At 68.7% G+C, this 11743-nt stretch carries 12 protein-coding genes; 9 read left to right on the forward strand and 3 right to left on the reverse strand.

The genetic code is table 11. The annotated features are described in order from the left end of the window. The first annotated feature begins 88 nt into the window (after positions 1–88). The 8 genes from IEY89_RS31375 (at position 89) to IEY89_RS31410 (ending at position 7515) form a co-directional block, all read left to right on the forward strand. Positions 89–733, forward strand: a complete 645-nt coding sequence (locus IEY89_RS31375) for an HAD family hydrolase (RefSeq protein WP_189150906.1) — start codon at positions 89–91, stop codon at positions 731–733. A 156-nt stretch (positions 734–889) separates the two neighbouring features. Then, entirely contained in the window at positions 890–2137 is a 1248-nt protein-coding gene (locus IEY89_RS31380) for an MFS transporter (RefSeq protein WP_189150907.1), read from the forward strand. Then, positions 2088–3263, forward strand: a complete 1176-nt coding sequence (locus IEY89_RS31385) for an acetoin utilization protein AcuC (RefSeq protein ID WP_189150908.1) — start codon at positions 2088–2090, stop codon at positions 3261–3263. The genes IEY89_RS31380 and IEY89_RS31385 overlap by 50 nt, the downstream gene beginning before the upstream one ends. 298 nt (positions 3264–3561) lie before the next feature. Continuing rightward, entirely contained in the window at positions 3562–4377 is an 816-nt protein-coding gene (locus IEY89_RS31390) for a phosphatase (RefSeq protein ID WP_189150909.1), read from the forward strand. Between the two features lie 130 nt (positions 4378–4507). Further along, positions 4508–4720 (forward strand): helix-turn-helix domain-containing protein, encoded by a 213-nt coding sequence (locus IEY89_RS31395; protein ID WP_004984898.1) that lies wholly within the window; start codon positions 4508–4510, stop codon positions 4718–4720. Between the two features lie 184 nt (positions 4721–4904). Continuing rightward, a complete protein-coding gene (locus tag IEY89_RS31400) occupies positions 4905–5003 on the forward strand; it encodes a 30S ribosomal protein bS22 (protein ID WP_003948845.1) in 99 nt (32 codons plus the stop codon). A 268-nt stretch (positions 5004–5271) separates the two neighbouring features. Continuing rightward, on the forward strand, positions 5272–6369 hold the full coding sequence (locus tag IEY89_RS31405) for an NAD-dependent epimerase/dehydratase family protein (RefSeq protein ID WP_189150910.1): 1098 nt from the start codon (positions 5272–5274) through the stop codon (positions 6367–6369). Positions 6370–6417: 48 nt separating this feature from the next. Beyond that, complete coding sequence (locus tag IEY89_RS31410; RefSeq protein WP_189150911.1) at positions 6418–7515, forward strand: lysophospholipid acyltransferase family protein; 1098 nt, start codon at positions 6418–6420, stop codon at positions 7513–7515. A gap of 86 nt (positions 7516–7601) precedes the next feature. On the opposite strand, the gene IEY89_RS31415 is transcribed toward IEY89_RS31410, so the two are convergent. The 3 genes from IEY89_RS31415 to IEY89_RS31425 form a co-directional block, all read right to left on the reverse strand. Then, on the reverse strand, positions 7602–8912 hold the full coding sequence (locus IEY89_RS31415) for a DUF5667 domain-containing protein (protein ID WP_189150912.1): 1311 nt from the start codon (positions 8910–8912) through the stop codon (positions 7602–7604). 358 nt (positions 8913–9270) lie between these two features. Next, positions 9271–10041, reverse strand: a complete 771-nt coding sequence (locus IEY89_RS31420) for an ECF subfamily RNA polymerase sigma factor, BldN family (protein WP_189150913.1) — start codon at positions 10039–10041, stop codon at positions 9271–9273. A 320-nt stretch (positions 10042–10361) separates the two neighbouring features. Then, positions 10362–11306 carry an HAD family hydrolase gene (locus tag IEY89_RS31425; RefSeq protein WP_189150914.1) on the reverse strand — a complete coding sequence of 315 codons (945 nt, stop codon included), beginning with the start codon at positions 11304–11306 and terminating at the stop codon, positions 10362–10364. 148 nt (positions 11307–11454) lie between these two features. Here IEY89_RS31425 and IEY89_RS31430 point away from each other — a divergent pair, with 148 nt between their 5' ends. Continuing rightward, the gene (locus IEY89_RS31430; RefSeq protein ID WP_189150915.1) at positions 11455–11730 is read left to right on the forward strand and encodes a glutaredoxin family protein; all 276 of its coding nucleotides are present in this window, start codon (positions 11455–11457) and stop codon (positions 11728–11730) included. Positions 11731–11743: the final 13 nt, after the last annotated feature.

Here is an 11743-nt window from a genome sequence, read left to right on the forward strand (position 1 = left end):
TAGGACACCGCCGAACAAATATTACGAAAACCCCCGCACTTTCCAGTGCGGGGGTTTTCTGCGTTCTCGGGTCATTTAGGGTCCAGTTATGCGCTACGACCTTGTCATCTTCGACAACGACGGTGTTCTCGTCGACAGTGAGTCGATCTCCAACACGCTCCTGGCCGCGTATCTCACCGAACTCGGGCATCCGACCTCGTACGAGGACTCGGTTCGCGACTACATGGGGTCCGCCATGCATCGCGTACATGATCTGGTCGAGGCGCGGAGTGGGCGGCGGTTGCCGGACGACTTCGATGACGTCTTTCACGGTCGGGTGTTCGCCGCTTTCGAGCGGGAGCTGGAGCCGGTCGCCGGCGTGGTCGGCGTACTGGAGAAGCTGAGGGCTGACGGAGTGCCGTACTGCGTGGCTTCCTCCGGGAGCCATGAGCGGATTCGGGTGGGGCATCGGACCACCGGGCTTGAGCGGTGGTTCGACGGGGGGCGGGTTTTCAGTGCGCAGGATGTGGGGCGGGGGAAGCCGGCGCCCGATCTGTTTCTCTATGCGGCGGAGCGTATGGGGGTGGCGGCTGACCGGTGTGTGGTGGTGGAGGACAGTCCGTTGGGGGTGCGGGCCGCTGTCGCCGCCGGGATGGACGTGCTCGGGTTCACCGCCATGACTCCTGCCGAGCGGCTGGTCGGGGCCACTCAGCTCTTCGGCAGCATGGATGAGTTGGCTGAGTTGGTCGTTTGATCCGGCGTCGCGATCGGGGCAGCGCGTACCAGTTGTGCTGGGTCGGTCGCTCAGCGTGGTTGATAGGGCGTTGTTCCTGGCTGAGATCAAAGGTGAGCAGAATTCATCTTCCGAATCATCTACCCACGAGTAAGCCGGGGCCCTACGCTCGCCGCCATGACAGATGTGCTGCGGCGCGGCAGGGCCTCGCTGGCGTTCAGCTTTTTTGCCCAGGGTGCTGCCTTCGCGCTGCTCGTGACACGGATCCCGGCCATCCAGGACCGGTACGGCATCTCCGACGCGATGCTGCCTCTCTTCCTCGCCGCCGTGCCGGTGCTGGCCGGGGTCGGCAGTGTGTGCGCCGAGCAGTTGGTGAAGCGGGTGCCGCCCAGCGTCGTACTGAGGTGGTCGCAGCCTGTCGTACTCCTGGCGCTGCTCGGTGTCGGCGCCGGGGACCATGTGGCCGAGGTGGCTTTGGCGCTGGGGGCGTTCGGGCTGGCCGTCGGTGCGCTCGACGCCTCGATGAACATGCTCGGGGTGAGTCTGCAGCGGGCGTACGGGCGCAGCATCATGCTCGGGTTCCATGCGGCGTTCAGCCTGGGCGGGATTGTCGGAGCCTCGCTCTCCTGGGCGGGTGCGCACTGGCATCTCGCCCTCTTCGTGTCCTATCTGCCGGTGGTGGCCGTGCTGTTGCCGGCCGCGGTGGTCGGAAGTCGGTGGTACGTCGACGCGAGGGACGGGGGAGGAGCGGAGGCGAAGCCCAGCTCGGGGGTGACTGACGCGGCCCCTGAGGGGGCCGACTCCGGTGCTCTCGTTTTCAAGATGCTGCTGCCGCTGTGTCTGGTGATGACGTTCGCCTACATCGGGGACTCGACCGTCTCCAACTGGAGTGCGAAGTATCTGCAGGACGTGCTGGGGAGCTCTGAGCAGCTCGCCACCGTTCCCTACAACGTGTACATGGTCACCACGCTCATCGGACGGACGCTTGGGGACGTCGGGGTGCGGAGGTTCGGGGCCGTGACCGTCGTACGGGCGGGGGCGCTGGTGGCGGCGCTCGGGTTCGGTGTGGTGGCCGTGGCGCCCGGTGCGTGGATCGGGATGCTCGGGTTCACGTTGCTGGGGCTCGGGTTGTGTGTGATCGTGCCGCAGACCTTCGCCGCCGCCGGGAGGTTGTTCCCCGGGGCGTCGGATGCCGCCGTCGCGCGGCTCAACATCTTCAACTATGTGGGCTTCTTGATCGGTTCGCCCCTGGTGGGGGCTCTGGGTGATCTGTGGAGCTACCGGGGGGCGATGCTCGTCCCGATGGTGTTGGTCCTGGTGACGTTGAGGTACGCGGGGTCGTTCGATCCTGGACCTGCCGGATACGGTGACGGGCATGAGCGGGCGCGCACAGCTGATGTGGGACGAGGCAGTAACGGGGTATGACTTCGGTCCGGACCACCCGATGGATCCGGTCCGGCTCGCCCTGACCCGGGGACTGGTCGAGGCCTTCGGGCTCGACCGGGAAGTGGACGTGGTCTCGGCGAAGCCCGCCGGGGAGTCGACCCTGCGGCTTGTGCACCGTGAGGACTACATCGAGGCGGTGAAGGCGGCCTCCGCCGACCCGGGGTCGGCCGACCCGGCGTACGGGCTGGGGACCGTCGACGATCCCGCCTTCGCCGGGATGCACGAGGTGTCCGCGCTGATCGCCGGGCAGTCGGTGGGGGCCGCCGAGGCGGTGTGGCGCGGAGAGGCGCTGCACGCCGTCAACTTCGCGGGCGGCCTGCATCATGCGATGCCCGGGGGCGCGTCCGGGTTCTGCATCTACAACGACGCCTCGTTGGCCATCGCCCGGCTGCTGGAGCTGGGTGCCGAGCGGGTCGCCTACGTGGATGTGGACGTGCATCACGGGGACGGGGTCCAGGCCGCGTTCTGGGAGGACCCGAGGGTTCTGACGATCTCGCTGCACGAGCATCCGCGCACGCTGTTCCCGCAGACCGGGTGGCCCGAGGAGACGGGGGCGGAGGGCCCCGCGGAGGGGAGCGCCGTCAACGTGGCGTTGCCGGCGGGGACGGGGGACGCCGGGTGGCTGCGGGCCTTTCACGCGGTCGTGCCCGAGCTGATCGCCGACTTCCGGCCGCAGGTGCTGGTCACCCAGCACGGGGCTGACACCCACTTCGAGGATCCGCTCGCTCATCTCGCCGTGTCGTTGGACGCGCAGCGGGCTGTGCAGGTCGCCTGTCACGACCTCGCGCACGAGTACGCCGACGGGAAGTGGATCGCCCTGGGAGGGGGCGGATACGCGGTGGTGGAGGTCGTACCGCGGTCCTGGACGCACCTGGTGGCGATCGCGGCGGGGCGGGCCGTCGAGCCCACGGCCGTGATCCCGGAGGGGTGGCGGCAGGAAGTGTTCGCGCGTACACGGCAGTTGGCGCCGGCGCGGATGACGGACGGGCGGTGGCCGGTGGCCTACGCCGACTGGGAGTCGGGGTACGACCCCGCGGACCGGTTGGACCAGGCGGTCATCGCGGCGCGTAGGGCGGTTTTCCCGTTGCGGGGGTTGTTGGCTTAGGCCGGGTTGTTCTCGCCCCCGCCGCCCCTACCCGTCCCATCCCGTTCCTGGGGGCTGCGCCCCCAGACCCCCGCTGTCGGCCCTGAACGGGCCTCGTCCTCAAGCGCCGGACGGGCTGGATGATGCCCGGGCCTGGGCTAGAGACGGTGGAGGCGGGTTGGTGGGATCACCGCCCGGGCTGCAGTGACCCCGGGCTCCTCCATTCCTGGGTCGCGTCGCCGTGTTCCGTTGCGCCAACTGTGGGGTGTTTCCGGTGTTTTCGGGGTGGTCGTCGGGGGGATCCGCCAGCATCGTTTGTGTGTTGAGTGCCGGGGCGTTGCGTGCCCATCTCCTGGCCGCCCGTCTCGCCGGGCCCGTGGCCACCTCGCGGGAGGAGAGTCTGCGGAGTTATCGGCTCTTCGCCGCTCGTGATCCTCGGGTGCTGATCGGACTCGATCCCGAACGGACGTGGCGGCAACGGGATCTGATCGGGTTGATGGCCGACAAATGCGGGGTTTCCGCCGATCCGCAGTGCACCTCCGGATGTGATGTGATCGATCCGGAACGGACCCTCGTGGCCCTCGACGCCTTCGCCGAGCGACTCTCCGCAGTCGCGCGGCGCCGGGCACCCGTACTCCTGGGCACCGGTCACCCGCACCGACTGCTCGATTTCTACGCCGCGCTGGCGGACGCTCTGTCGGCGGCGGGATGTGCTGTCCTCACCCCGGCGCAGGGTAGCTCTGTCGACATAACGACCCGGTTCGGTCTACGCACGTACAACCTTGACTACGCACGAGGAGTCGCGCTCGTACGGGAACAGGGTGCTGGGGCCGCCGGGCGTGAGCCCGGCGCACACACGCATTCTCCCCTCCCGGTTCGGACCGCTCTGGCCGCCGCCGCCGAGGCCGGCGGGACGCTCCCGGAGCTGGTGATCGGGGACCACGGATGGGTCTGCGGTGCAGGTCAACTGGGGTTCGAGGCCATGGGGCTGGCCGATACGGACGATCCCGCCCTCTTCGTCGGTGAGGCCGAGGGGCGCGTGTCCGTCGTCGTTCCACTTGATGACGCTGTGCGGTCCGATTACTACCGGCCGCTTACCCGCTACGTACTCAATCGAGCGTGTCTGTCACAGTAGGCCGCCGATGGGTGCACCTCTTCCCCACTCGCATCACCCGCCCCTACATTGGGGAGTGAGCACGCAGCGACGAAGAGTCACCGGAAGGGGAAGCCGGTGGCCAGTCGAGTGCGGAAGGTTCGGGTGTGTCATGGCTGCAGCTGGCGAGAGGCCTCTGAACGAGGTTCAGTTCCTGACCGTGGCGGAAGTCGCCTCGGTGATGCGCGTGTCCAAGATGACCGTGTACCGGTTGGTGCACAGCGGTCATCTGCCCGCGATTCGGGTGGGGCGGTCCTTCCGCGTCCCCGAGCAAGCGGTTCACGAGTACCTCCGCGAGAGCTATGTGGGGGTGGAGACAGCCTGACGGCGGTCGAGGGGGTGCGGATGGGGGTCCTCAGGGCTTGACCGGGTCCCCCTCTGATCTCGTCCGATCTCCTCGGTTGCCCTCGATTACGACCTCAGCGCTCGGACGGGTAGGCTAGCCCCTTGTAGGTCGTATGGGCCCATGGCGCCCAACGCCGAGTGATGAGAAGTGAGCGAGGGTAGTCGTGGGCTCTGTTATCAAGAAGCGGCGCAAGCGGATGGCCAAGAAGAAGCACCGCAAGCTGCTGAAGCGCACGCGCGTCCAGCGTCGCAACAAGAAGTAGTCGGTCCGATCGCGAGATCGGGACCGCCACTTCTCCGTGACGCTGCGAGAGCGCGAGCGTGAGTGTGAAGGCTGTGGCCCCCCACCGGTTTCCGGTGGGGGGCCACAGCCGTATTAGCTTGTGTGTATGACCGTGTGGCACATGGCTGGGTCTGGTCGTCGGTGGAAAGTCCCCGTGACTTCGTGCATCGGGCGGTCATCACAGCGCAACAACAAACCGCTAGGTTGGGCTCCACACGGGAAACACGGCTGGAAGGAAGGCGCTGATCTTGGGCAAGGTCGTGCTCGTGACCGGAGTGGCCCGTCAGTTGGGGGGCCGTTTCGTACGACGGATCCAGCGTGATCCCCAGGTGGAACGGGTCATCGCCGTGGACGCGGTCCCGCCGGAGCACCATCTGGGCGGCGCCGACTTCATCCAGGCCGACATCCGGCAGCCCACCATCGCGCGGGTGCTCGCCGAGACGAACGCCGACACGGTCGTGCACCTGGATGTGACGGGCATCGCCCTGGGCAGCGGCAGCCGGGTCACGCTCAAGGAGACCAACGTCATCGGCACCATGCAGCTGCTGGGTGCCTGTCAGAAGTCGCCCGCCGTGAAGCGGCTCGTGGTGAAGTCCAGTACGAACGTGTACGGGTCCGCGCCCCGGGATCCGGCGGTGTTCACCGAGACCACGTCGCCCAAGTCGCTGCCCAGCGGCGGCTTCGCCAAGGACGCGGTGGAGGTCGAGGGGTATGTGCGCGGGTTCGCGCGGCGCCGGCCCGACGTCGCCGTGGCGGTGCTGCGCTTCGCCAATATCCTGGGGCCGACCGCGGATTCACCGCTCACCCAGTACTTCGCGATGCCGGTCCTGCCGACCGTGTTCGGCTACGACCCGCGGCTCCAGTTCGTGCACGAGGACGATGTGATCGAGGTCCTGCGCATCGCCTCGCACGAACCGGAGCGTGGAACGCTCAACAGCGGCACGTTCAACATCGCCGGCGACGGAGTCCTGCTGCTCTCGCAGTGCTCCCGGCGGCTCGGCCGTCCCACCATGCCGCTGCTGCTGCCCGCGGTCACCTGGGCCGGCTCGCTCGTGCGTACGCTGGGCGTGAGTGACTTCTCACCCGAGCAGATCCGGCTGCTCACGCACGGCCGGGTCGTGGCGACGAACCAGATGCGCGAGACTCTGGGGTATCAGCCGAAGTTCACGACCGCCGAGACGTTCGAGGACTTCGCGCGCGTCCGTGGCCCCGGTCTGCTGCCGCCGGAGGCCCTCGCGCGGGTCGTCGACCGGATCGCCGCGCTGCCCTTCGTACCCTTCGCGGGCAGCGGTGGTGCCCGCACCCCGAACACCGCACCGGTCACGACAGCTGCCGAAGCGACCTGACGGAGACAGCCCACCGACGCAGAGCGCCAACCGAGGAGCGCATCAACGATGGCGGATGCCAAGGTCATTCCGTTCGACGACGACAGGTCCCGCGCGGGCACCGTCCCGCGGCCGTCGCGCCGCCGGAGCGCGGGGAGCAGCCGGCGCAAGGGCGAATCGGCTGTGGTTCGCGAGGTCCAGCCCCTGCCGGGACGGGCCCGCCCGCAGGATGATGTTCAGGTGACACAAGAGCAACAGCCGCCCCAGGAGTCCCAGGACCAGCCCGGGCACCAGGTCCCCTCGCCCGCCCCGGACGGCGGTGTCGTCGGCGGCCTTGAACGACGTATCGCGGGCGGCCTGTCCTTCCTGCGACGCCGGCTCACCGGGGACTACGAGGTCGACGACTTCGGGTACGACGCCGAACTCACCGACCAGGTCCTGATGTCGCTGGTGCGCCCGCTGTACGAGAAGTACTTCCGGGTCGAGGTCAAGGGCATCGAGAACATCCCTGCCGAGGGCGGCGCCCTGATCGTCGCCAACCACTCCGGGACCTTGCCGCTGGACGGCCTGATGATGCAGGTCGCCGTGCACGACAACCATCCGGCGGACCGCCATCTCCGGCTCCTGGCGGCGGACCTGGTCTTCATGCTCCCGGTGGTCAACGAACTGGCCCGCAAGGCCGGTCACACCCTGGCCTGCGCCGAGGACGCGGAACGGCTCCTGGGGCGCGGCGAGCTGGTCGGCGTGATGCCGGAGGGCTTCAAGGGCATCGGCAAGCCGTTCAGCGAGCGGTACAAGCTGCAACGCTTCGGGCGGGGTGGCTTCGTGTCGACGGCGCTGCGGCAGGGCGCGCCGATCATCCCGTGCTCGATCGTCGGGGCCGAGGAGATCTACCCGATGATCGGCAACGCCAAGACGCTGGCCCGGGTGCTCGGGTTCCCGTACTTCCCGATCACTCCGACGTTCCCGTTGCTGGGTCCGCTGGGCGCGATTCCGCTGCCCACGAAGTGGACGATCCAGTTCGGCGAGCCGATTCGCACGGACGGCTATCCGCCGGAGGCGGCCGAGGACCCGATGCTGATGTTCAACCTGACGGACCAGGTCAGGGAACAGATCCAGCACACCCTCTACAAGCTGCTGGTGCAGCGCCGGTCGGTCTTCTTCTGACGCCGGTTCGTTTCGGACGGTACGTGTACGTCGGTGGGGGCGCCCTTCACAGGAAGGGCGCCCCCACCGACGTACAAGGGACTGCTCTAGCTCGCGTCCTCGCCGTCGATGCCCAGGCCGGGCAGCAGGCCCGGGAGGAGCGGTGGGAGCGTGACGTCCGGCTGGGTGGTGGACGGGGTGGTCGTCGACGGGGACGCCGTGCCGCTGTTCTGGGGCGGGTCGAGGAGGCCCCCGGTGTTGCCGCCGAGCAGCCCGTCGCTGCCGGCGCCGGAGGCGGACGGCTTGGGGTTGCCGCTGCTGGAGTCGCGCCCGCCGGCGGGGTCCCCGCCGGTGTCGCTGGGCGCGGCCGACCGGTCGGAACCGGACGAACTCGTGCTCGACCCCGGTCCGGAGTCCTGTCGTTGACCTCCGTTGTCACCGCTTCGGCTGCCGCCGCTCCGGGCGGGGGGCTTCGGGAGCAGGGACTGGAGGGGGGCGACCTCTTGGTCTATGGCGTCGAAGACCGAGGACACCTCCTGGCTCACGTCCCCGAGTTGCACGGGGAGGCGGTCGCGCAGGGCGCCCCAGGCTTCGCGGTGGGAGCGGGAGAAGGTGTCCAGGGCCTGGATGGGGCCCAGGGAGTCGGGGTCGCGCTGATACGCCTGATGGAGCAGGCGGTGGCCTTCCGAGACGTCGTGCCGCATACCGGAGAGGGCGCGGCGGATCTCGCCGAGCGACTCGTGGTCGAGCTGACCGGCGCGGTCGCGCTCCACCAGCCGGCGGGCCTCGTTGAGCCGCGTCGAGGCCTGGTCGAGGTAGACCTGACCGCGTTCGCTGTCGCCGTCGGCCAGGTAGTTGAGCTTGACGTCCTCGATGCCGCGCTTGAGGCCGTACAGGGAGTCACCGGGCAGGGCGTCGGAACTGGCAGCGGCGACACCGCCGAAGGCTCCGGCGGCCACACCCACGCTGAGTCCGCCTGCGGCGAGACCCTTCGTCAGGCGTGTACGGGGTCGCAACTTCCCCAGCCCGGTCGCCCGGTGAGCGCCCTTGGCCCGGGAGCGCTGCTCGGGCACCGAAGGGTTCGTCGCCTCGCCTCCCGGCACCGTGCCGTCCCGCAGCATGGCCTCCATCGCGGCCACCAGCTGGGCCCGGTGGACGACCTTGACCGCGGGGTCGAGCACCGGCTTGGGCAGCTCGCCGAGACCGGTCGCGAGGGCCACCAGTCGGTTCGGTTCGGTCTGTTCCGCCCGGTGGTCCGCCTGGTGGTCCGCCCGTTCCGCGGCAGCCGGGGCCGGTTCCGGTGCGGCGTCCGGTGCCGGTCCTTCGGGCTGTTCGGCCGCCGAGTCCCGGTCGGACAGCTCCTCCAGGGCCTGGGCGAAGGCGTTCGCCCGCCGGTGCGCCGAAACGTTCGCGATCACTGGCGGCACCTCCTCTCGTCATGACGGTCGGCTCCCCAGGGGGTCCTGAGGGTTGCACATCCCTGACCACATCCACTCGATCGAATGATCGGAGACGGCCAGGGAGTGACCACAGGGAGCCTGTATCCCGCACAACGAGTGGCGCGGCACTTGGGTTACGGACGGCGGATGATCGGACCGCGAACTCAACGGACTTTCACGGAAGGTGAGTTGGCGGTCGCTGAGTGTGCGGTCCCCGGGCGGGCGAAAGCGGCGCGAGTCCGCGGTGCGGTGCGAGGTGTGCCCGGTGGGTCTTCGGGCGCGGGTGCGGCACGGGAATGTGCCGGGGGCGACGGGCGCGGAGTACCTCGTAGGGTGCTCAGCGCGCGTCTTCCGGGAGGAGCCGGGCGAGTGTACGGACGGCGCGGTACTGGAGGGTCTTGATGGCGCCCTCGTTCTTGCCCATCACGCGCGCGGTCTCGGCGACGGACAGCCCCTGGAGGAAGCGCAGGGTCACGCACTCCTGCTGTTGGGGGTTGAGGCGCTTCACGGCGTCGAGGAGAGCGGCGTTCGAGAGGGACTCCAGGACGGAGTCCTCCGGTGAACGCTCGACCTCGTTGGCGTCCAGCATCTCGCCCGTGGTCACTTCGAGCCGGAAACGGCTGGACTTGAAGTGGTCGGCGACGAGGTTGCGGGCGATGGTGACCAGCCAGGCGCCGAAGTCGCGGCCCTGCCAGGTGAAGGTTCCGATGCGGCGCAGGGCGCGCAGGAACGTCTCGCTCGTCAGGTCCTCGGCGGTGGCCTTTCCGCCCACCCGGTAGTAGATGTACCGGTACACAGTGTCGCTGTACTGGTCGTAAAGGCGGCCGAAGGCGTCGGCCTCACCGGCCTGGGCACGCTCGACAAGGTCCATCATGCGGGCGCTGTCACTGTCCGCGGCGGGGCGGCGAGGGGTGGCGGCGCCGGCCGCACGCCCTCGTCTGCCGACCGCGGCGGTGCCGTCGGCCAGCGCGTAGCACGGGCCGAGTGGTGCGGCGGTGGCGAATGCGGGGACGGCGTACGCGGTGGGGACGAAGCCGCGCAACAGGTCCAGGACCGTTGCGCGCAGCGTAGCCAGGCCCGAGGCGTCAACCCCGACGTGTGGGTACACGGGACTCCCAGAGGCAGAGCTTCCATCACGTGCAGTGCGGGACCGTTCACCCGTCGTGGCGACGGAGGGGTACCGGTTTGCGTCTGAGGAGAATAACGCTTCGTGCAGGCCCTGCTACACCCGGTTGCTCAAATCATCGATTACGTCGCTTCTGTTACCTATTGGCGCCCGTTCAAGCGCCGCAGTGTGACAGATTGTTGATCGATTAAGGCCGAGTTGAGCACCGCTCAGGGCGTGTTGTGGCTGTGTACCGCCAACGGGACTGATGGAGGGGTTACGGGGGTATTGCGGGGCGAATGGTTGTTTCGTCGCCGGGCGGGTCAGCGGCGGCGGCGATGGAGGGCGATGGCTGCCGCTGTGCCGCCGGCCACCGCTCCCACGCCGGCTGCCGCCGGGATACCGACCTTCGCCGCCTTGCGGCCCGTGCGGTAGTCCCGTAGACGCCAGTCCAGTCGGCGGGCGTGCTTGCGGAGCTTGGTGTCCGGGTTGATCGCGTAGGGGTGGCCCACCAGGGAGAGCATGGGGATGTCGTTGTGCGAGTCGCTGTACGCCGCGCAACGTGTCAGGTCCAGGTCCTCCGCCGTCGCCAGGGCGCGTACCGCCTCCGCCTTGGCCGGGCCGTGCAGGGGTTCGCCCACCAGCTTGCCCGTGTATACGCCGTCCACCGACTCCGCGACCGTGCCCAGGGCGCCCGTCAGGCCGAGGCGGCGGGCGATGACCGTGGCGATCTCCACCGGGGCCGCCGTCACCAGCCACACCTTCTGGCCCGCGTCCAGGTGCGCCTGGGCCAGTGCGCGGGTGCCCGGCCAGATGCGTTCGGCCATGTACTCGTCGTAGATCTCCTCGCCGATCGACATCAGTTCGGCGACGCGGTGGCCCTTGACGATGGAGAGGGCGGAGTCCCGGGCGTCCTGCATGTGCTCGGGGTCCTCGATACCGGCCAGCCTGAACCACGCCTGCTGCCAGGCGAACCGGTAGAGATCGCGGGACTCGAAGAACTTCCGTTTGTACAGGCCCCGGCCGAAGTGGAAGATGGCGGCGCCCTGCATGACGGTGTTGTCGAGGTCGAAGAAGGCGGCGGCCCTGACATCACCGAGGACGGGAAACGCGGATTCCTCCACGGCGCCCGACAGATCCGGTGCGTGCGCCAGCTCCTCCAGCTCCTGGGAGGATTTGCGCGCTGCCTCCGCCGAGGCCTCGCCTGCCAACACGCTCCGCGCCGTGGCGGAGCGCCTACGGGGGGTGAGCCATCCGAGAGCGGCCATGGCGTGAGCATAGCCAGTTTGTTCGGTGCTTCCGGAGTCGAGAGGTTTGGAGGTTGTGAACTCTCCGCGACCGCGCAGTTAAAGAACCGGTCCAACTGCCGTGCAGGGACGTCGAGTGCCTCCCCGGCCGGCGCGGGACAATGGACGTATGAGTCCCCTCTTTCGGCGCGGCGACCGTCGAACGCCACAGTCCCGGCTGGTCACTCTGATCCGGAAGCCCGGTTGTCATTTGTGTGATGACGCACAGGGGGTTGTCGAGAAGGTGTGTGCCGATCTTGGGGTGCCATGGGAACAGAAGGACATCACTCAGGACGAAGAACTCCACCGTGAGTACTGGGAACAGATCCCCGTCGTGCTCATCGACGGCGCCCAGCACACGTTCTGGCGCGTCAGCGAAGAACGTCTTCGCAAAGCCCTCACATAGATTCCCGACGGAT

This window comes from Streptomyces lacrimifluminis (assembly GCF_014646095.1).
Classification (GTDB): domain Bacteria; phylum Actinomycetota; class Actinomycetes; order Streptomycetales; family Streptomycetaceae; genus Streptomyces; species Streptomyces lacrimifluminis.